The organism is Paulownia witches'-broom phytoplasma (genome assembly GCF_019396865.1).
Classification (GTDB): domain Bacteria; phylum Bacillota_I; class Bacilli_A; order Acholeplasmatales; family Acholeplasmataceae; genus Phytoplasma; species Phytoplasma asteris.
Genome location: NZ_CP066882.1, coordinates 712163 through 732132 on the forward strand (window position 1 = coordinate 712163; position 19970 = coordinate 732132).

At 25.0% G+C, this 19970-nt stretch carries 23 protein-coding genes and 4 pseudogenes; 18 read left to right on the forward strand and 9 right to left on the reverse strand.

The features are described from left to right. The first annotated feature begins 250 nt into the window (after positions 1 to 250). The 16 genes and pseudogenes from HGD80_RS03805 to HGD80_RS05235 all read left to right on the forward strand — a co-directional run bounded on the left by HGD80_RS03805 (position 251) and on the right by HGD80_RS05235 (position 13680). A complete protein-coding gene (locus HGD80_RS03805; protein ID WP_219474600.1) occupies positions 251 to 1393 on the forward strand; it encodes a metal ABC transporter solute-binding protein, Zn/Mn family in 1143 nt (380 codons plus the stop codon). A 30-nt stretch (positions 1394 to 1423) separates the two neighbouring features. Beyond that, on the forward strand, positions 1424 to 2188 hold the full coding sequence (locus HGD80_RS03810) for a metal ABC transporter ATP-binding protein (RefSeq protein WP_219474603.1): 765 nt from the start codon (positions 1424 to 1426) through the stop codon (positions 2186 to 2188). Between the two features lie 100 nt (positions 2189 to 2288). Beyond that, entirely contained in the window at positions 2289 to 3353 is a 1065-nt protein-coding gene (locus HGD80_RS03815) for a metal ABC transporter permease (RefSeq protein WP_219474606.1), read from the forward strand. Then, on the forward strand, positions 3353 to 4447 hold the full coding sequence (locus tag HGD80_RS03820; RefSeq protein WP_219474608.1) for a metal ABC transporter permease: 1095 nt from the start codon (positions 3353 to 3355) through the stop codon (positions 4445 to 4447). The genes HGD80_RS03815 and HGD80_RS03820 overlap by 1 nt, the downstream gene beginning before the upstream one ends. Positions 4448 to 4877: 430 nt before the next feature. After that, on the forward strand, positions 4878 to 6053 hold the full coding sequence (locus HGD80_RS03825; RefSeq protein WP_225904337.1) for a hypothetical protein: 1176 nt from the start codon (positions 4878 to 4880) through the stop codon (positions 6051 to 6053). 146 nt (positions 6054 to 6199) lie between these two features. Further along, entirely contained in the window at positions 6200 to 7711 is a 1512-nt protein-coding gene (locus HGD80_RS03830) for an ATP-binding cassette domain-containing protein (RefSeq protein ID WP_219474610.1), read from the forward strand. Between the two features lie 555 nt (positions 7712 to 8266). Beyond that, positions 8267 to 8431, forward strand: a complete 165-nt coding sequence (locus HGD80_RS03835; RefSeq protein WP_011412364.1) for a hypothetical protein — start codon at positions 8267 to 8269, stop codon at positions 8429 to 8431. A gap of 293 nt (positions 8432 to 8724) precedes the next feature. Next, positions 8725 to 8847 (forward strand): hypothetical protein, encoded by a 123-nt coding sequence (locus HGD80_RS05500; RefSeq protein WP_264081081.1) that lies wholly within the window; start codon positions 8725 to 8727, stop codon positions 8845 to 8847. Between the two features lie 32 nt (positions 8848 to 8879). Beyond that, positions 8880 to 9350, forward strand: coding sequence for a hypothetical protein (locus HGD80_RS03840; RefSeq protein WP_225904338.1), 471 nt, complete (start codon positions 8880 to 8882; stop codon positions 9348 to 9350). 242 nt (positions 9351 to 9592) lie between these two features. Then, positions 9593 to 9988 carry a hypothetical protein gene (locus tag HGD80_RS05220; RefSeq protein WP_225904339.1) on the forward strand — a complete coding sequence of 132 codons (396 nt, stop codon included), beginning with the start codon at positions 9593 to 9595 and terminating at the stop codon, positions 9986 to 9988. A 31-nt stretch (positions 9989 to 10019) separates the two neighbouring features. Continuing rightward, positions 10020 to 10424: a DUF2963 domain-containing protein gene (locus HGD80_RS05660; RefSeq protein ID WP_219474615.1), complete on the forward strand. Its 405-nt coding sequence runs from the start codon at positions 10020 to 10022 to the stop codon at positions 10422 to 10424. Between the two features lie 202 nt (positions 10425 to 10626). Beyond that, positions 10627 to 10995, forward strand: a complete 369-nt coding sequence (locus HGD80_RS03855; protein ID WP_219474618.1) for a UvrD-helicase domain-containing protein — start codon at positions 10627 to 10629, stop codon at positions 10993 to 10995. 90 nt (positions 10996 to 11085) lie between these two features. After that, positions 11086 to 11358 (forward strand): annotated as a pseudogene (locus tag HGD80_RS05515) (UvrD-helicase domain-containing protein); the annotation flags it as partial. A 33-nt stretch (positions 11359 to 11391) separates the two neighbouring features. Beyond that, positions 11392 to 11847, forward strand: coding sequence for a 3'-5' exonuclease (locus HGD80_RS05520; protein WP_264081082.1), 456 nt, complete (start codon positions 11392 to 11394; stop codon positions 11845 to 11847). A gap of 406 nt (positions 11848 to 12253) precedes the next feature. Further along, positions 12254 to 13189 (forward strand): hypothetical protein, encoded by a 936-nt coding sequence (locus HGD80_RS05230; protein ID WP_225904340.1) that lies wholly within the window; start codon positions 12254 to 12256, stop codon positions 13187 to 13189. A gap of 44 nt (positions 13190 to 13233) precedes the next feature. Continuing rightward, a complete protein-coding gene (locus HGD80_RS05235; RefSeq protein ID WP_225904341.1) occupies positions 13234 to 13680 on the forward strand; it encodes a hypothetical protein in 447 nt (148 codons plus the stop codon). A 247-nt stretch (positions 13681 to 13927) separates the two neighbouring features. On the opposite strand, the pseudogene HGD80_RS03865 reads toward HGD80_RS05235, so the two are convergent. The 8 genes and pseudogenes from HGD80_RS03865 to HGD80_RS03895 form a co-directional block, all read right to left on the reverse strand. Further along, positions 13928 to 15252: pseudogene (locus HGD80_RS03865) on the reverse strand (AAA family ATPase); the annotation flags it as partial. A gap of 71 nt (positions 15253 to 15323) precedes the next feature. Continuing rightward, entirely contained in the window at positions 15324 to 15614 is a 291-nt protein-coding gene (locus HGD80_RS03870) for an HU family DNA-binding protein (protein WP_219474620.1), read from the reverse strand. A gap of 51 nt (positions 15615 to 15665) precedes the next feature. Continuing rightward, the gene (locus HGD80_RS05525) at positions 15666 to 16106 is read right to left on the reverse strand and encodes a DNA adenine methylase (RefSeq protein WP_318839888.1); all 441 of its coding nucleotides are present in this window, start codon (positions 16104 to 16106) and stop codon (positions 15666 to 15668) included. After that, entirely contained in the window at positions 16094 to 16552 is a 459-nt protein-coding gene (locus tag HGD80_RS05530; protein WP_264081083.1) for a DNA adenine methylase, read from the reverse strand. Before HGD80_RS05530 ends, HGD80_RS05525 begins: the two co-directional genes overlap by 13 nt. After that, positions 16527 to 16721 carry a hypothetical protein gene (locus tag HGD80_RS03880; protein WP_219474622.1) on the reverse strand — a complete coding sequence of 65 codons (195 nt, stop codon included), beginning with the start codon at positions 16719 to 16721 and terminating at the stop codon, positions 16527 to 16529. The genes HGD80_RS05530 and HGD80_RS03880 overlap by 26 nt, the downstream gene beginning before the upstream one ends. Before the next feature lie 139 nt (positions 16722 to 16860). Next, on the reverse strand, positions 16861 to 17190 hold the full coding sequence (locus HGD80_RS03885) for a single-stranded DNA-binding protein (RefSeq protein ID WP_219474624.1): 330 nt from the start codon (positions 17188 to 17190) through the stop codon (positions 16861 to 16863). Between the two features lie 4 nt (positions 17191 to 17194). After that, entirely contained in the window at positions 17195 to 17590 is a 396-nt protein-coding gene (locus HGD80_RS03890) for a hypothetical protein (RefSeq protein ID WP_219474626.1), read from the reverse strand. Positions 17591 to 17739: 149 nt separating this feature from the next. Next, positions 17740 to 18342, reverse strand: a pseudogene (locus tag HGD80_RS03895) (sigma-70 family RNA polymerase sigma factor). Positions 18343 to 18581: 239 nt separating this feature from the next. Between HGD80_RS03895 and HGD80_RS05535 the strand changes: the two are divergent. Beyond that, a pseudogene (locus HGD80_RS05535) lies at positions 18582 to 18665 on the forward strand (iron-sulfur cluster assembly scaffold protein); the annotation flags it as partial. Between the two features lie 27 nt (positions 18666 to 18692). Beyond that, the gene (locus tag HGD80_RS05540) at positions 18693 to 18836 is read left to right on the forward strand and encodes a hypothetical protein (RefSeq protein WP_264081084.1); all 144 of its coding nucleotides are present in this window, start codon (positions 18693 to 18695) and stop codon (positions 18834 to 18836) included. A gap of 155 nt (positions 18837 to 18991) precedes the next feature. On the opposite strand, the gene HGD80_RS03905 is transcribed toward HGD80_RS05540, so the two are convergent. Next, positions 18992 to 19957, reverse strand: a complete 966-nt coding sequence (locus tag HGD80_RS03905; protein WP_225904342.1) for an HD domain-containing protein — start codon at positions 19955 to 19957, stop codon at positions 18992 to 18994. Positions 19958 to 19970: the final 13 nt, after the last annotated feature.

The window sequence follows — 19970 nt, forward strand, 5'->3', positions numbered from 1 at the left end:
ACCAACCCCCCAAATAACAAATTAGCCCTCATTATAATTAAATATTTTTGCTACTTTATTACAAATGTATAGCCATAACTGTATCAAAATTGAAATTTTTAATGATGGATTTTACAAAGAAATCCCAAAACCACTAATTTATAATTGCATATCATTAGATATTTTTTATAACATCGTTTTTTACCTCACAAAATAGTGCCATTTTAGATCATTTTAAATCAATTCAGAAAGGCAAAAGGAGACCATAATTATGGATTTTTTTATTAAACACAAACAAAAAATAATCATTTTTCTTTTGGCAACAATAACAACGCTGGTTTTGTCTATTCCTTTTTTATCTTTGACAAAAACCAATAATGCCAAAACTGCTTCAAAAGATTTACAAATAGTAACGACTACTACCATGTTAAAAGATTTAGTCAAGCATTTAGTTGGTGATGTGGCAGAAGAAGAACAAAACGAATATCAAAAAATTGAAGGTATTCAAGTTGATTCTTTGATGGGAGTAGGAATTGACCCGCACAATTACAAAACCAAATTATCAGATCGCAAAAAAATTAAAGAAGCTGATTTGGTTGTGATTAATGGACTGCATTTGGAAGCTAAAATGGCAGAAGCCTTCCCGCTTTTAATGAATAATTCCTTTACCGTAGTGCAGTTAGATGAAACGCATACCAAAGTTATAAATCAAGAAGGTGAAGAGGAGGAACGCATTAAAGAAGAAAATATTAAGAGAGATGAAGATACTCATGGACCAGATCCTCATATTTGGTTTGATATAGATCTTTGGATTAAAGTTTTAAAACAATTAAAATACAAATTAAAAACAGTATTGAAAAAACTACGTTTTAGCCAAAGGGATATTGCTAATTTAAAAAATAATTGCGACACATATGCACGAAAATTAAAATTATTAGATACATATGTAGGCAAGAAATTTAACGAATTAAAAGGACAATTTTCTTCTCAAGGCAAAACATTTATTTTAGTTACTGTCCATGATGCTTTTTCTTATTTAGTTAGAAAATATGATTTTGAATTAAGTCCAATTCAAGGAATTTCTACCCAAACAGAAGCCAGTATCAGCGATATTGAAGAATTAGCTAATAAACTGGTTGAAAACCAAGTAAAAGCTATTTTTGTAGAAAGTGCTTTTCCAGAAGGAACGCTTGATTCTCTTAAAGAATCTGTAAAAAGTAAAGGTCATAATATTAAAAAAAGTGATGAAGAATTATACGCTGATTCTTTGGGTTCAGAAAGTGAAGAGCCAATAGAATTTGAAGCCGACAAAGATAAAGACGGGAATTCCAAACCAACAAAATACAAACATTCCACCTATATTGGAGCTTTATTACACAACATTCATACAATAGAAAAAGAATTAAAACAATAACAACAATAACAAAGAAATAAGGAGATTATAATGAAAAAAGAAATAGCCATTAAAATTAGAGATCTAACTGTAGCTTATCATCTAAAACCAGTTTTGTGGGATATTGATTTAGATATTTATCAAAGCTCTTTGACAGCTATTTTGGGTCCTAATGGTGCTGGAAAATCTACTTTAATTAAAACTATTTTAGAATTGATTCCCAAAGTTTCTGGAGAAGTTTTATTTTATAATCAAAAATATGGACAAGTAAGAAAAAAAATTTCCTACGTGCCACAAAGAAATTCAGTTGATTGGGATTTTCCAACTACTGTGTTTGATGTTGTTTTGATGGGCCGCTACGGACATTTAGGATGGTTTAAAAAACCAACTGCTAAAGATAAAGAAATAGTAATGCAATCTTTGGAAAAAACAGGAATGCAAGACCTTAAGGACCGTCAAATATCTGAACTTTCAGGCGGACAACAACAAAGAATTTTTTTAGCTCGTGCCTTAGCTCAACAAGGAGATATTTATTTTATGGACGAGCCTTTTCAAGGAGTTGATATCCAAACAGAAAAAAAAATTATCCAAGTTTTAAAAGATTTGCAAAAAGAAAATAAAACCATTATTGTAGTGCACCATGATTTAGAAACAGTGACTCAATATTTTGATCATGTAGTTTTGGTAAACGTACAAAAAATTGCAAGTGGTACTACGGATGAAGTTTTTAACCAAACTAATTTAACTAAAACTTTTCAAAATAAACAATTAAAAAAAGACATCCATAATTTGCAAACCCCGAAAACAACTAAATAAAAAGAACCAAAATAAATAATCAAATTAAATATAAATGATTAAAATAAATAATCATATAATAAAAAGAATAAAATAACCAATAAATAAGAAAGGATGAAATATGTTTGTTTTAGAATTTAATTATACTGTTGTTAAAGTGCTTTTAACAGCTAGTTTTTTAGGATTTACATCAGGTATTTTAGGTGTTTTTATTATCCTGAAAAAACAAGCCTTAATTGGAGATGCTCTTTCTCATACCGCTTTGCCAGGAATTGCCTTAGTTTATCTTTTTGCTCGTAGTACAGATATTTGGGTTTTGTGGCTGGGTGCTATTCTTGCCTCGTTTGTTACTTTGCTTTTGATGGAACTTATTAAAAAATATTCCAAAATTAAATCAGATACAGTCTTATCGTTAGTGCTTGCTTCTTTTTTTGGTCTTGGCAACGTTTTGATTGCCATTGCTCAAAATACTGGTGAGGATAACAAAATAGCTACTTTGGAAAAATTTATCTTAGGGCAAATTGCTTTAGTAACTGAACTAGATATGATTTCTACTGGCATTATGGCTTTAATTGCTTTAGTTGTGGTAGTTGGCTTGTGGAAAGAATTCAAAATTTATATTTTTGATGATAAGTTTGCCCAAAGTGTAGGATTTAACACTAAAATTATGACTTTTATTCTTAATTTTTTATTAATTGGAGTAGTAGTTATTAGTTTAAAAATTATTGGTATTATTTTGACAAGTGCCTTTTTAATTATGCCAGGAGTAATTGCTCGTCAATTTAGTGATAGATTTGTTACTAATGTTATTGTTGCTTCCATTGTTACTTTCTTTTCTAGTTTAATTGGAGTTTTTATAAGCAATAGTGTACAAGATATGCCAATAGGACCAATTATTATTGTTATTACTACTTTATTTATTGCTTTGTCCTTGCTATTTTCTCCTAAATATGGAGTTATTAGTAGATATGTGCAAAAAATTAAATATCAAAAAAAGATTAAAAAATTTCGTCAACTTATCCATCTTTATTACGAACAAGAAGAAACTCATACTTTGAGTTTGCCAATAATTCAAATAGAAAGTTTTTTATGGAAGGAAAAATATTTAATGTTACAAAATCAAAAAGCCCAATTAACACCTAAAGGAATTAAATTAGTTGAAAATTTAATTGATGGTATTGTTTAATGATAAGTTTTATAAATAATGTTGTTGGTGGCTTTGAATTAGATGTTTTTTTAGTTATTTTATTTTGTTCTTTGACTTTGGCTAGTTTAGGAGTTTTTTTAGTATTGAAAAAGTCTTCTATGGTAGTTGATGCTATTAGTCATAGTGTTTTATTAGGAATAGTTGTAGCTTTTTTAGTAGTTAAAAATCTTAATTCCCCTCTTTTAATTATGGGAGCTGCTTTAGTAGGGGTTCTTACAGCTTATATGGTAGAACTTTTAGGCAAACATTCTAAAGTTACCAAAGATGCTTCTATTGGGATTGTGTTTACTTTTTTCTTTTCGGTAGCAATTATTTTGATAAGTCTTTATACAAGACACGAACATTTAGATACTGATGCTGTTTTTTTAGGCAATATTGAACTTACCCACATTAAACAACTCAAAAAAATTATTCCTCTTTTATGTCTTAATTTGTTGTTTGTGCTTTTCTTTTATAAAGAATTAAAAATCTATATTTTCGACCCTACTCTTGCTGTAATCCTCGGCTTTTCCACTACTTTAATTAATTATTTATTGATGTTTTTAGTTTCTATGACAGCTGTTATTTCTTTTGATGTAGTTGGTTCTATTATGGTAATTTCTTGTATGATTGGACCTGCTGCTACATCTCTTTTAATTACTAAGAATCTATATAATAGCTTTTTGCTTTCTTTATGGCTTGCATTTGTGAATTCTAGTCTTGGTTATTATTTGGCAATTGGACTTAATTTACCAGTATCAGGATTAATTGCTTTTATGAATTTAGTGAACTTTTTGCTATTTTTCTTCTTAGCCCCTAAAACTGGAATTGTTGCCAAAATGATTAAAAATAATTTGCAAAAAAAAGAATTTATGATTATTTCTTTACTAATGCATCTCAAAAATCATCAAGATCAATTACAAAAAAACCATTTTCAAGAGATTTATAAAGATCTAAAATGGTCTTTATCTCGTTATAATAAATGTCTTAATAATGCTTTAAAAAAAGGCTATATTCAAATAAAGCAAAATCAAGTAATACTAAATGATTCAGGAAACTATATTTTAGAAGAAAAAATTGCTCTTTGGATATAAAAACCTACACCCAACAAACAACTTCAATAAAGTGGAGTTTATCATATTTATAATGAGTTTTATCATATTGAAAGAATTTTAAAACACTTAAATAAAAAAAATTAACCCTTTGCTAAGGTATTTTTTTAGCTTACCAACATCACAAATTTGCTTTTGTTTTATAAAATTAAGTTATAATAAATATGGTAGCATTTATAAGTATATAGAAATTAGAAAAAAAAACACTTTCTTATTTTATATCAACACTTTATTATCACCAAAAACATCATGAATTATTTTTAACTTTGCGCCGCAAAACCATAATTATCAAAAAAATTAATTTATTTGTTTAACTTAGAAAAAACTAAAATAAATTATAATGACAATAAAATATCTTATCATAACATTTAATGTAATACTTAAATGTCCTATAAAACTAAGGAGTAAAACGATGAAATTTATAGGTAAAAAAATATTATGTTTAGCATTAATATTAAATTTAGTGAATTTTTTTATTTTTATAGTTTTTAATGTTTGTAGTTTTAGTTTTTTTAAGAAGAAAAATCCTTATTTTAATAATAATGTTGTTTATGCACAGAAAGAAGAAAGTGCAAATAAGGGGAATAATAAAGATCAAAATGATGCAAAAGATAATCAATTAAATAAACCAAAAGAAGAAAAGCAAGAAGAACAAAAAGAAGGGTGTGGTTCTTGGTTGTGGAATAAAGCCAAAGAAGTTGGCACAGCTATTTATAATACATTGCCAGGAACCAAAGCCCCTGAAAATATTGACACACAATTACAAAACCAAATACAAGAAGAAATAACTGCCATTGAAGAAACAAAAGAACAAATTAAAGAATTAACCCAACAAGACGAAACATTAAAAAATATGTTAGAATCTGATGAAGCATATAAAAAAGCGGAACAACAATATAAAGAAGTAGAAAACAATTTAAAAGAAAATAAGTTTCAAGAAGCTTCCAATTTATTAAAACCTTCTCCAACTTGGTGGAAATCTTTTATAAGTTTTTTTCCTTTTATGGATAATCAAACTCCTCAACCCTTAAAAGAAGCTTATAAAACTGCGTTGGATAATTTACAAAAAGTTCAACAAGTAAAAGAAGATTGGAATAAATTGCAAAATATAAATGATGTACAAGAATATAAAATTCTTTGGGCGTCTATTAAAGATAAAATTAATAATTTTTGGCCTTATGCTAATGCTGATGTCACTCCTACACCTTCTGATTTAAATTCACAAGAAGGAATACCTGCTATTAAAAATTTTCTAAATAATCATAAATTTGCAACTAAATTGCTTGGTTGGTGTTTAGGAGAAAAAAGTAATGATGTTAAAACAATAGCTTCTAATTTAACAAACAGATTAGCTCAATATATAAGCAATAAAGCTGAGGAAAAACTTCAAAATAAAGTAGAACAAGCTAAAAAAGATGTTCCTCAAAAAGCTACAGATGCAGTTAAAGGCCACATATTTTCAGTTATTACCGCTGCTGTTGCTTTTACTGCTTTAGTTATTACATTTCTTTACTGGTTTATAATTAAAAAAATTAAAAAAAACCAAATTAAAAAACCACAAATAAGTAAAAAAAGTTACCTTAAATAAAACAAAATAAACTTTTTTATTCTTAAATAATAAATAAGCAAAAACAATAATTTATTTTACATCATTTGCTATTATTATTTCTTAAATATTACATTATTAGTGTTTTTATTTCAATTTCATACGAAATAAAAAGGAGATTAATTTTTATGTTAAAAATTAACCATTTATTTAAAAAATTTCAAAATACAGAAGTCCTTGAAAATGTTTCTTTTCAATTGCCTCAAAAAGGATTAGTTTTTATTATTGGTAAATCAGGTTCTGGTAAGTCTACTTTATTGAATCTCATAGGAGGGATTGACAAACCCACTAAGGGAAATATTACAGTTTTAGGACGAAACATTAATGAATTTACTTCATTCGAACTAGATGCTTATCGCAATTATTTTTTAGGATTTGTTTTCCAAGAATATAATTTATTAGATAATTTAACAGTTTGTGAAAATATTCAAATGGCTTGTGCACTACAATCAAAACAAGTAGATAATTGGAAAATACAACAAATATTAAAACAAGTAGAATTGGATGGTCTAGAAACTCGCTATCCTAATCAACTTTCAGGAGGACAAAAACAAAGAGTAAGTATTGCTCGTGCTTTAATTAAAAATCCTAAAATGATTTTGGCAGACGAACCTACTGGTAATTTAGATGAAAAAACAGGACAAAAAATCTTTGAATGTTTAAAACAAATATCAAAAGATACCTTAGTTGTTATAGTTTCTCATGATACCCAAAGTGCTTATAAATATGCAGACCGCATTATTGAATTTGCTGATGGTCAAATTGCAAAAGACCTTACTAAAAAAGTAACTAAAGCTTCCACTGATAAACCCCAAATATTACAAAATAAAACTTATACCCAAGAAGAAGTTGCTAATTTATTAAAACAGAAAAATAATGCTATGGAACTAGATTTTGCACCCACTTTGGCAAATGAAAATTATAGTTCTCAACATCAAGCAATGCATTTGCCTTTAGTACAAACTCATCTTTCCAAACAAACAGCTCTTTTAGTAACTCAAAATATTTTAAAAAATAATAAGAAATTAGCTTTTAAAATTATTTCTACATCTAGTAATGTTGCTTTATTCTTAACTCTTTCTTTTTTAATATTTTTCAATATGTTTCTTTGGCTTTGTAATTTAGGTTATGTCACACCAGAAAATCAAGCCAAAAACAAGACATTTTGGTTGTTATTAGCACCTTTATTATTTCACATATATTTTTTAGGTATATCTTTTTATCAAATGATTATTCATATGAGAAATATTATCACCTTAAAAAACAAAGATATTGGCATTCTAAAATCTTTAGGGGTTTCTGATCGAGATATTCACAAAATATTTCATCATTTAAATATAAAAATAGTTATTATTCAATTTTTGGGAATTCCTTTATTCTTTTTGATATTTGTTTTATTCATGGCAATATCAGCTTCTTTGCAAGGCAAATTAGAATTCTTTTTAAATTATTTGCCCACCCTTTACTCATCTTTAAAAGAATTTGTGCCTCTTTATTTATTTTTGGTAAATATAGTTTTATTTTTTGCTTTAGCTTTTGCTTATCCTTTTTTCTTAAATCATGTTTCAATCAAAAAACAATTAAAAAAAGTCTTAAAACAAAATCCTTTAACTATTATTTTAACTGTTCCCAAAGCATAATGTTTTGAACCATTTCATTTATTAAGCATTAAGACAATCAAATTTTAATATAATATTTAAGATCAACTTTAAGTTGGTCTTTTTTATTTTGATCGACTAAATTGCTATCATTTCATGCATTCACCAAGTTATTTATATATAATAATTTTTTCAAACAATCAAACACCAACCAAAATTAATTACCAACTAAAAATTACTAAAATATTATTTTATTTGACTACTTTTGTTGTATAATTTAGTTAAATAATGCCAATTTTATTTACTGTAATCTATTTATTTTAATTTATGAAAAATTTAAATTAATTGTTTTGCAACGCTTTAACCATTACTAAAAATATTATGAATTTATTTTTTATTTATACTACCCATTAAAATATTTCTAATAGCTTCGTTGCATTCAAATCCTTAAATTTAAATAAATTATTTATTTGCTTGAATATTGTAGGCGATTAAAGAACCATTAAAAAAAAATGCCAACTTTTAAGTTGGTTTCCTTATTATTTCTAAATACTAAAAAATATTTTTCTTATTAAATAATAAAAAAAGGAGATTAAAATGGCGAGAAATTACAGACGTTCTTATTTCAGTAAAAAATCTTTTAGAAGAAATAAATTAACTTTAGGCAGTTTTTTTACATATTGGATTTTACCTACATTAGGCATTGTTATTCCTTTGATTGTTTATTTTGCTTCAAAAGGTTATTTATCAATAGCTAAATAATAAAAAGGAGGATAAAAAATGACTTTAAGACAAATATTAATTTTAATTGCTCTTGGTTGTATTTTTATATTTGCAGCTTATAAACTTGGTTTTATTGTTCCTGATACAACTAAAATTACATGGATTAAATAAATGAGTGTTTTTTTAAAAAACACTCATATAAGGAAAATATATGAAAGAATCTAAAGTATTAGAATTATTTATTTTTTCTATTTTTTTATATCAGTGGCATTTTTGTTGGTTGGCATTGTTATCCGGTGTGGGACAAAATTCCATGGTTTTAAGGAGAATATATGAAAAAATATAATTTATTTGATAATTTTATTTGTTTATTGATGGGTGCAATTATTGGTATTTTTTTATATATTAATTTTTTTACTGAAAATAATAAATTAGTTGAAATGATAATAAATTAAAAAGTCAATAATTTTATAGAAAGGAAAAATTGATGAATACACAACAAACAATTATTAATATTGTTGAATCTAAAGTATTTATTTCTTTTATCTTTGGTATTTTTATTTATTGGCTTTATTTTTATATTAAAGAATTGAAAAGTAAATATAATTTTAGTGATGAATTGCATTTTGTAGTAAATAAATATATTAAAAATGGACAAATTACTGTTAGAGAGTTTGGAGCTTTAATTAGGATAATATCTCAAATGAGTAATTATTTGGGTATATATAAAGAACATGTTCATAGAATGATTAAAGAATTTGGAGAAAATGGTGGTCTTAATTTTTCTGAAGGACTTTTTGATGAAATAAAAAAAGATGATGATAATGAAAAAAAAGAAACAAATACTAATGATTTAGATAAATTATTAAAAGAAAATTTGGAATTAAAAAAGGAATTAATCAATCAAAAAAGAAATTTGATTGTAGAATCTATTGATAATGATGAAAATGATTTTTAGTTTTAATTTTTTAAAATATTTAATTCCCTTTGATTTTAAATATTTTTTTTATTTATTATATAGTATTTTTTATAGTATTTTTTTTTACTAAATCATCTTTTTTGTTTGGTTTTACTGTTGGTTGGGATAATAATTTTTTAATTTTTTTTAATATTATAAAGACAGTAATTGTTTTTATATGGGAAAAATTAATATTTTTAATTTATCCTTTGAAATTATTTAGTTCTTTGTTTAATTTTTTAATGCAAATATTAAAAATTTTTATTGATGTTTTTGGTAGTATTATAGGTTATATAAAAAGTTCTATGTCTTTTCTTGTCGGTCAAAAACCATTAGAACCTGATGATGGTTTTTGGGAAACATTAAAAGAAATAGCAAAGATGATTTTTACTTTTACTGTTGGTGGCGTTGTTATCTATTTTTTTAAAGAAATTCAAAGTTTTCTTTTAAATTCTTTTATTAAAATAGGTGATTTGTTATTTAAAATTGTTTTAAGAATATTAGATATTATTTTAATTGTTTTAAAATTCTTTTTATTTTTGTTTAAAAAGGTTATAATAATATTGAGTTTCGTTTTATCATTTTTTATTAATTTCCTATATTTATGGGTGTTTGAAAATGCTAAAAAAATTCTTTAATTATTTTTGATAATAAAAAAGAGGTTTAAAAATGTCAAGTTTTAGAATAGTCAATAAACATTATAAAATAATTCCTTTTTTAATTACTACTGGAACATTACTGTTTTTTGTGTTTTGGATAGGTGGGCTTGTTTATAAATATCATTTAGAAACTGAAGAAAGAAGAATATTATTAAAAACTGATATTGAACAAAAAGCAACGGAATTAAATGAACAATTACATCAAGAAAATCAAAAACTAAAAGAAACAGTTAAAGCTTTAGTTGAAGAAGAAATAGTTTATCGTCCAGATGGCAAAACTATACATTATATTAATAAATTCAACCCCGAAGGTAAAAAAATAATCCAAAAAACATTTTACACCCCCGAAGAAAACCTAATCAAATCAACATATTACAACCCAGATGGAACCGTTAAACAAGAATCAACTTATTAATCATGAATAAAAAAAGAAAATTAATATTAAAAGTATTCCAAGGCGAGCAGAGCGAACTAGGCGTCCAGCCGAAGTACAACCAAATTAACTCTTACCTTCCTCCTATAAAGTCCCCTTTGGGGATTTAGGGGGTTTTTAATATTATAAAGGAGAATAAGATGTTATTTAATTTATCAAAAGAACAAAAATATATTCTTCTTGCATGTATATACATGGTGGAGCTGGTTCTGGCAAAACTACCATTTTAATTGAAAAATTAAAAGATTTAGGAAAAGAAAAACCTTTAATTTTGGTAGCTACTAATGCTAATAAAAATGTTATTTATGATAAATTATTTTCATCATTAAAAGAAGATTATCATTCTTATAATGATGATGAATTAGAAAAATATTTAAAAGAAAATTATGAAATTAGAACATTTCATAGTTTTGCTTATTCTTGTTATTTAAAATATAATATTTTTAATGAAACAGCACAACAAAGAAAATTTATTGATGATGAAACTAAATTAAATATTTTAAAACTTATTTTAAAAGAAAATCAAGATTTAAAATTGTATTTTAAAGAATAAAGAAAATATTCATTTAGAAAGCTTTTACAGGAATTAAATAATTTAATACGTTTAACTTTTCAAAAAGAAAATTGTTATTCATCTATTAAAATTGATGATAAAGTCTTAAAAAAATCTTTTGAATTACTATTAAATTTATATTATGAAAAATTAAGCGATAATAATTTAATAACTTTTGATGGTTTATTAATTGAAACTAGTGATTATATTGAATTTGTTGAAAGAAATAATGGTTTAATTTATAATCGTCCTGTTTTTATTGATGAATTTCAAGATTTAAATTATTTTTATTATTTTATTATAAGAGAACTTTTATTTAATAAACCAAATTCTTTATATTGTTTTGATGATTATACTCAAAATATTTATAGTTCTTTTGGTTCTAGTGAGCGTATTTTGGAACTTTTTGTAAAAGATTTTAAACCTGAAAAACATTTTTTAAATGTTAATTATCGTTCCAAAGGTATTAATATTGTTAAAGCAGCTAATGAATTAATTGATAATAAGGAATATTTACAATTATCTTTTAGTGAAAAAAAATATAGAGATTTTATAAATTTTTCTTTTTTTGATAATTTTTATCAACAAATTAATTATTTTTGTGAAAAAATTAAAAAATCTTTAATTTATTCTACAGCTGTTCTTTGCCGTAGTAATGGTGAATTACAAAAACTTAAAGATGAGTTTTACAAAAACCAAATTCCTTTTACTACATCTTATAATAATAGTAAAGAAAATGAAATTGTTTTGTCAACTATACATGGATATAAAGGATATGAAAAAGAATCCGTTTATTTAATTGGTTGGCAAAATCGAAAGGAATCACAAGATGAAGTTTTAGAAAAAAAATAATTTATACTGCAATAACACGTGCTAAACGTGATATTGAAATTTTAACTTTGAATGATTCTTCTATTTTTATAGATTATTTTTATTCCTTAATAAAAAAAGAATTAATTTCTGATGATTTTACAAAAGGATTAAATGATAAAATTTTTGATTTAGATTATTTAAAATTTTTTTACCTAATTCAAAAGATATAGAAAATTATGATGAATTATCTACTACTATTAAAATTTATAATGAAAAAGTTAACCAATTAGAAAAACAACATAAATTTAATCAAATTACTGAATCTTATTATAGGAAATGTTATTTAAAATTATGTGTTTTATTTAAGGAAATTTCTAAAAAATTTTATAAAGTAAATAAAAAAGATAATGGTTATGAAACTCGTTTAAAAGGGTTTAATTATTTTATGTTTGAACCTTTGGAACGAATTAAATGTTATAAAAAACATTTAAAAGAAAAAAAAGAAGAAAGGTATTTGTCATTAAGTGATGATGATTTGAAATTTGATTATTCTTTAAAAAAGCAATTAAAAGAAAATAAATTGCAAGAAATTAAACCAAAATCAAAAATTTTAAGGCATTATCGAGATTCTTCACAAAATGCTAAGGATAAACTTTTATATAATTTTAAAGATTCTAAAAGAATATCTTTTATTACTTTGACAGCTCCTTGTGATGATTTACAAGGTAAAACTATAAAATATACTCATGAACCTGATATTATGGGGCAAGTAAGGAAACGTTTTATTCGTTTAGTGAGAAAAAATTATTTATCAAGTTTATTTCAACAATTCTCTAAAAAAGAGTTGGTTTATTCTAAAATGCAAGATTTTCGATATTTTTGGTCTTTGGAAACTACTAAATTAGGAGTTATTCATTACCATATTATTTTTAATATTGATGTTTTAAATTCTTTTGGCGTATACTCACGTTATTTGTGTACTGATAAAGATTATGCTTTGTGTTTGAAAAACCGACCTATTAAAGGGAATAAGAGTATTTTTTATGATGATTATTTAATGCATAAAATAGATGAAAAAGGTAATATTAAAATACCTCAAAATTATTACGAGAAAAATAATGTTAAAGTGCCAAAAATTACTTTGCTTTGGGCTAATGCTTATGCATCTGTTATGAATAAAAATAATATAAAATATTATAAACATTTAAATCCCATTAGTCAAAATGTACAAATTTTTAGACCATCAAAAAAAATCTTTTATTTGAAAAAATTGAAATTAGTAAATGTAAAGCTTTTTATAAAGGTACTTTTGATAAAAAAGATTATGTCAATAAAATTGTTTCATATGTTAGTAAATATGTTTCTAAAAATGATAAACTAATTGAAACAAATTCTAATAAAGGAATTGATTTTTATAGTCGTCATTTGTTTGGATTTTCTCGTACATGTTTTACTTGTCCGCAAAAATCTTTTTTGGCATTATTTCCTTATGATATAATTAAAGAAATAGAATTAAGTCCATTTCCAATTGTTAATTTTAACTTTTCTAATATATTTGATTGGAATATTAAACAAAGAGTTAATGGAAGAAATATTAAAATGCCACATAATTTAACTTTGTTGTGTAAATCTTATATGAATTCAGATCAATTTCAAAATTCTAATTATTTTAGTTTAAATTTATCTGGTATTCAACCAAAAAATCATTTTCTTAATAAGAATTTTAAAAAATATTTTAAGTTACAAAAACTTAAATTAAAACTTAAAAAAGATTATGAAAAAAAAGATATAGATATTAAAATATTGAAAAAAATTGAATTTCAATATTGGTATAGATATCTTGAAAATAATTATATTCAAAGTTTAATTTGATTTTAAATATTTTTAATTAATTTTGCTGTCCTAATTATTGGACGGCTTTTGTTGTTGTAAAAAAACAAATAAAATTATCAAATAAAATATAAAAACTTTAAAAACTTTAAAAACTTTAAAAACTTTAAAAACTTTAAAAACTTTAAATTATTGAAATTAGTAATGTTTTATAATATAGGTAATAAGAAAAAGATTTTTTTAAAAGAAACAATATTTTGAAAAAAACTCAGTAATCGCCTACAAAAAACCCTTGACATAATTGGGTAATCTCTTTTAAAGCTAAGAAAGAGTATGATAACTAATTTGATAAGGGGTGATAATATGTTTTAAATAACCTTCAATTTCTTTATCTTTTAAATGACCGATATAGATTTCTTTACTGAAACGACTGCGTAAAGCGGTGTCAATTTTATGAAGGTTATTAGTCGCTCCCATTAAGACAATTTTTTTATTACTGCTATTAAAACCATCTAATTTATCTAAAAGCGTATTGATGACGTTGGTTCCACCAGAAGAAATGTTGGCATCATTACGATTTTCTAATCCTTCAATTTCGTCAATAAAGATAATGGTTTTATCATGATTTTCGGCTTCTTGCCACACTTTCTCCACTTCTTTTTCCCCTTCACCAATGTATTTTTGTCGGAATTTGGAAGGAATTAAGTTAATAAAGTGAACATTAGCTTCGCCACAAAGCGCTTTGATTAATAAGGTTTTGCCTGTTCCTGGTGGACCATAAAGTAAATAACCTTTGGGGCGAACTTGATCGAAGTTAATTAAAGATTGGTGGGTGCGAAAATAAGTTAATAAGTCTTCTAATTCTTCTTTTTCTGTTTTTCCATGCCATAAACGCCTTTAAATGTCACTTGTTTTTTAGTGTGAGGAAGTGGTTTATTTTCTTTTAAATGATTTAATTGGATAGTTAAATTTTTCTTTTGTTTTTCAAAAGCGAATTTTTGATCAGTTAAGAAAAGTTGAAAATCCTTGAAATTTTTTAATTCGGTTTGATTTTTCGATATTCTTTTTGAGTTTTTAATTCTTCAATTCTTTTTTTGATTAGCTTCCACATAATTAAGGGCTTGATTTAATTGAAAAATTTGTTGCTGGAGGTTTTCTTGGGCTTGTTGTTGGGCTTTTTCTTGCGCTAATTTTTCTAATTCTTCTTGTTTTTCTTTTTGATTTTGGTTTAACGCTTTTCTTTTTTCCATTAAATTATCGACTAAGGTTTGTTGAGTTTGTTTTTGGTTTTTCAGTTCTGTTAATTGTTGTTTTTTTGGGTTTTCGTGTTTGGGGGTAATTGTGGGTTATTAGTTAATTCATTTTGCAGAGTTTTAATGTTGACAATAATGTCGGTTAAAGTTTTAACATTATCATCAATTTGGGTTTTCAAGGTGTGATCTTTTTGTTGGAGTTCTTGAATTTTGGCTTGTTCTAATTTGATTTGGTGGTCGATCTCTTGTTGTTGTGTTGATGGAGGTTTTTAGTTAATGATGGGTTTTTAGTTGGTGGGCGAGAATGAGTGATACCAAAAATTAATAAAATCAAGAAACCTAAACTTAATAATCCGATCAAACTCAAATAAATTTTTTTTGTAATGTCATAGAGAACCTCCTTTCTTAGGTTTTTGAAAGAAAATAATTGGGTTATTTTAAAATTAAAGTTTTCGTTTTATCTTTGATGGTTTTGGAAAGTTTAAAAATGACTACTGTTTTGGCAGGGATTTTTAGTTTTTTCTTTGTTTTAGGATTTCTACCGATGTAGGTTTTTCTTGGTTTTAATTGGAATTTACCGATTTGAGGTGATAAAACTACTTCTTCATTAGTAGTAATTGCTTCGATTAAAGTCTTTTCGAAGATATGATAAAATTCTTCTGTTTTAGTTACGGAAGTTTTGTTGGCTAAAGCGATTTTTTTAATTAATTCTTTTTTTGTCATAATGATTTGACTCCTTTATTTTGTTTTTTTTGAAAATTACTGTTATTTAAATTAAAATAGAGTTTCATATCCAATTGAATGATGGTAAATAATAGTAAAAATTTTAATTCTATTCATAATTTTTAATAATGATTTCTTGATTGATGTTTTATTGGTAAGATGTTGGGTTCGTTGTTTTTTTGTTTTAATAATGTTACAGTTTGGGAATAAATTAATAATTGAGGTTGTTTCGTAATTGATGTATAACCATTTGACTCCCCTTTTGGTTGCTTGGTGTAATTTTAAGGCTAATTGTTGATGATTAGTAAAAGAAAATGGTTTTTGATAAAAATCTTTACCTTTAATCCCTTCATAGTAATATGGTGGATCGATAAAAAGAAAATCGCCTTGTTGACTATTGGTGATAACTTGACGAAAATCCATACAATATAAAACATGTTTTTTCTTTTGGAAATGTCTTTTGAATGTAACTAATTCGTTTAAATTGATGATGGGAGTTTTTGTTTGGGTTTATACCCAAAATTTGTTTTTAAATTATTTTGCTTATCATAACGAGCAATACCACGAAAAGCGTATTTATTTAAAACATAAAAGATAGCTGACCTGGTTAATTTTTTTCTTTTTTTGGCATTTTGATTATATTGATTTAATAAATGCTTAAAAGCTTGTTTTTGGTTCTTTTGGTTGTGATATTGGTAAATATAATTTTCTATGGCTTTGACCTTGTTAACAAAATGATGGGAATTTTGGAGACTTTGTTTCCACATAGTGATTAATTGGTGATCATTATCGTTTAAAATCGCTTTTGATGGTTTTAAGTAAAAATAAAGAACCCCACTTCCTAAAAAAGGTTCGTAATAGGTTTTAAATTTAGAAGGTAAATGAGCAATAATTTGTGGTAAAAGTTTTTTCTTACATCCAATCCAATGGATTTTCATCTTTCTTCTCCTTATTCCATAAATAAAATAAAAAGAAAATATCAGAAAAGATGGCGATTGTAGCGTTAAATTTTAATCCTAATTCAAAATTGAAAAATAAAGCCATAATATTACTAATGATGAAAAATAAATAGGAAATGGTTAATAAAATAGGGTATCTTTTTTTCATTTTGTCTCCTTTATTTTTTTATTTCTTTTGGTGCCCTTACCAATTTGTTGTGTTCTTCAAATAAAAAAACCCTTTTGAAAGAGGATTTAAATGATTAATTTTATTTGATTATTATTGAGTTTTATATGAATTGATTGTTTTAAAAAGGTAAAGTTTCTTGAGGTTTGTTGTCTAAAAAGATCACGTTTTGAAGAATAACTTTAGTGTTAGTTTTAGTTTGTCCTTCATTATTCGTGTATTTTTGGATGGATAAAGTTCCTTCAAGATAAATTTTTGAACCTTTATGTAAATATTTCTTCATGTTTTCGGCTTGTTTTCGAAAAGCGACACAAGGGATGAATTGGGTTATCTCTTTAAGGTTAACCGCTAATTGAAAATCGATTTTAGGGATTTGTTCGTTGTTTGAATTTATATATTGTTTTTCTAAATCATGGCTTATACGGCCGATTAATTGAACTTTATTTAACATAATTTTATTTTTCCTTTTTTTTTATTGTTTTATCATCATCGTTATCGTCGTTGTTTTCGTAGTCATCATCGTCATTTTCATAAACAATTCCAATGGTTTCATCTTTACAATATTCTAATAAATTATTAACTTCATCATTAAGTGATTCAAGCGCATTTTTACTGATGTCATCTTTAAGTTTGTAAAAATAATGTTGAATTGATGATAAAAAGTAATTAATTTCTTCTTTGTCATCATCAGTTAAATTTTTTGAATTTTCGATTTCATCTGAAACTTCTACATTCCAAACAATTTCATTTACAGCATCTAAAAATTCACGATAACTTAAATCTTTTGCTTCATCTAATAAATATGTTATTGGTGGCAAAAATTCTAATAATATTTTTTTGTTTGTTTTCATTTTTTATCTTCTTTACTTTTTTTAATTATTATTAATAAATAAAACTTTTTATGTTGAGTTTTGATAAAAAAAAGATTACTTTGAAAGTAATCTGTTTTTTTTATTGTTTCGAATAACTGTTTAACGTCATTACGGACAAGCGATGGGTTTTAACGTTTTTTTAATTTTTTGATAGCGATGTTTTTAATATTTTCTATTTGTTTTAAAGATAAATTAAGTTTTTCAGCTATTTCGTTGTTGGTATAACATCTTTGATAATCTTCGTTGATATTCCCTAAAGGAACACCAAAACTTAAATGGATAATTTTGAATTCGGGTTCGCTTAATTTAGCTTTCATTTTTTTAAAAAATTTTCATGCTTAACTTGTTTTAACCATAATTGATGAGGATTTAGTTTATTTATTTGATATGGTTCACAAAAATCTTCTTGAAAAGAAAGATTATCCTTTTTATGATTTTTTTGTGAAATGGAAGGAGAATGGCTTTTTCTTATTATTTCTCTTATTTCCGATTTGATGGTTGGAGTAGCATAAGCGATAAAGTCATAACCTAAATCTTGGTAATGATTGAGGGCTTTGATTAATCCTAAAACCCCTTCTTGGTATAAATCCTCTTTTTGAAGGACACGCGGATAATATTTAAATTGCTTAACTAATTTATTTACTAATGGCAAATGTAAATCGATTAATTGATTTCGTATTTCTAAATTCTTTTTGGTTTTTTAAAAAATCTTTAAATAATTCTTCTCTTATTTAATCCCTTTCTAAAAACGTTTTTAGAAAAGATAAGAAATTATTTTTTTAGTCTTAGAAAAGAAAAAAAAAGACTAACTTAATAGTTAATCTTAAAGAATTTTTAAAAAGTCAAAAGTGTCTAAAGTTTTGGAACAGTTCATCGACTTCCAGGCTATATTCTGTTTGAAAAGCAAACTTCTTATTGTGGTGATAAAGTTATTATTCAATTAAAGTGTGATAACAATAAAATTATAGATATTAAATATGAAGCTAATGTTTGTTCTATTTGTGTTGCTTCTGCCAGTGTTATGTCAGTTTATTTGCAACATTTAACCAAAACACAAACCTTAAATAAAATTAATCATTTTATGGCTATGGTACAAAATCAAACTTATGACAGCACTTTGCTTAATTCTGATCTAAAATCATTTGATATAGTTTATCAATTGCCAGGTAAAATTAATTGTGTTTTGTTGCCTTGGCAAACTTTGCAAGAATTCTTACTTGGATAATTTATTACAAAACTTTTAATATTTCATATTATAACAAAAATAAAATAGATAATAAATAATGATTATTACAACAAAAAAGACCGTTTAAAAACGGTCTTTTTTTATTATGAAATGCATTTTCAAACTCACTATTTTTTGTAATTAAGAAAACAAAATTATTCATCATCATTATTTTGATCTAAATCTAATGATTTATAAAACCCTTTTCTTTCTAAAACAGGGATGGGTTTTGTAAATGTTTGGGTGGTGGTTTTTTGTAAAAATTCTTGTAAAGATGTTAATTTGCAATCAATATTATCTAAATACCAAAGTAAAAGAGCTTCTCCTATTTGTGGTCTTTTGGCAGCTCCATGTTCTAAAAGTCCATGATGAGAAATTAACATATGTTTTAATAATAATACTTCTTCTTTATCTTGAAAACCCAATAATTGGGCTTCTTTTTCTACTTTACAAGCACCCATGACTAAATGACCTAATAGCAAACCTTTGGGAGTATAGTTTTTTTGTTCTAAATCTAGTTCTTTAATTTTTTCCATGTCATGTAAAATAGTACCTGCAAATATTAAATCACTATTGAGAAAAGGATAAATTTTTAAAAGAGATTCTGCCATTTTTAACATAGTTAAAGTATGATAACCAAGTCCGCCATAATAATTATGATGAATTTTTAACGCTGCTTTGGAAATTAAAAATTTATTTTTGTTTTTGCAATATAAATTGTAAGTAATTTGTTTTAAGACTTTGTTTTTTATTTTATGTAAATAGTTTTCTAATTCGTCTTTTACTATTGCAAAAGAAATAGGAGCACATTCATAAAAGGCTAAATAAGTTTCATACAAAGTTTGCATATCTAATACATTATAAGCTAAATTGTATGTTTGATTCATCAAAATAAGTTCTTCATTTTTGAGAAGACAAATAGTTTTAAAATGATATATTTGTCCTTGGATAGGTGGTTTGGTTTGAGGTTCTAATTTGATGTTGATGTCGCTTTTGTCTTGTAATTGCAAGGTGATATTATAAAAATGAAGTCCTTGATTGATGCTTGTTACTTTGCCTGTAAAAAAGTTGATTTGTCCTTTTTGATATTTGGGTAATATGTTGGTTTGGTTTTTTTTCATACGTTTGTTTCCT